Raw genomic sequence first — 1090 nt, 5'->3', positions numbered from 1 at the left:
AAATCGGCCGAGGACATCCTCGCCCGAGAGCGCCGCGCACTGAACGCCCTCGATGAAATTCGCGGGAACCGGTAGCATGCGTCAGACTCGGAGCACTAGCGTCGATCTTCGCCGGAAGAGGAACTCTTCACCGGTGGGTGGACTTTTGAAACTTTTGCACACGGTACGCTACGTCGAAACTTTCGGTTTGGCAATGCAAAAATGACTAAAGTTGTACCGCCTCCCTTCCCGAACCGGTGCCCGGCCCCGCCCCATCCCGGCTCGGCTGCGCCTCGCCCAACGCGCCTGTGCCGCCGCGGGCGCTTGGCCTGGGCGGAACCTTGCTGTAGCGTCGCGTGAAACCGAGGCCGGGCGTTTTGCCCGCGGCCCGCAGATGGTAAGCCACCGGCATGACCCCGACCTTTGCCTTGTCCCTGTCCTTTGACGGTCTGCGCCTGATGCATCGTGCGGGCGCTGGCTGGACCCTCGTGGGCGAGGTCGCGCTGGACGACCCGGACCTGACCGGGGCCCTGGCCCGGCTGCGCGCGGCGGCGGTGCGCCTTGAACCCGGTGGCATGGCCACCAAGCTGCTGCTGCCCGAGGCGCAGATCCGTTACCTCGCGCTGGACGGTACGGACACCGACGCGGATGCCGTGCGCGCGGCGCTGGACGGGGCCACGCCCTACGCGCTGGACGATCTGGTCCATGATTATTCCAAGGGCGGCGGGCGGACCTATATCGCCGCCGTGGCCCGCGAGACCCTGGACGAGGCCGAGGCCTTTGCCCTGGAGCACGGGTTCAACCCGGTCAGTTTCGCCGCCGTGCCCGACCCGTTCAATTTCGTGGGCGAGCCTTTTTTCGGCCCCACCCGCGCGGCCGGGGACGTGGAGATCATCCGCGACACCGAACCCGTGGTGGTGGTCGGACGGGCCGCCGTGGACCCCGGGGCCGACGCGCCCGAGGCAGGGGGGCCGGATCGCGCCGGGGACGCGGCCGCCGGCCCGGCGGAGGAGGACGAGGATGCCGCGCCTCGACATCTCGATCTCGACGTCGTCGCCTTCCTTCCAGTCCTCGTTGGCCATCTTGACGTTGGGCTCGAAGGCCGGCCGGT

At 68.8% G+C, this 1090-nt stretch carries 1 pseudogene; it reads left to right on the top strand.

The features are described 5' to 3' along the window. Nucleotides 1-389 precede the first annotated feature (389 nt). A pseudogene (locus ACH107_RS33040) lies at nt 390-1090 on the top strand (hypothetical protein); the annotation flags it as partial.

This window comes from Roseovarius halophilus (ex Wu et al. 2025), assembly GCF_047086965.1.
The sequence above is the reverse complement of the archived record's forward strand: the minus strand, read 5'-3'. Positions and strand labels throughout refer to the sequence as shown.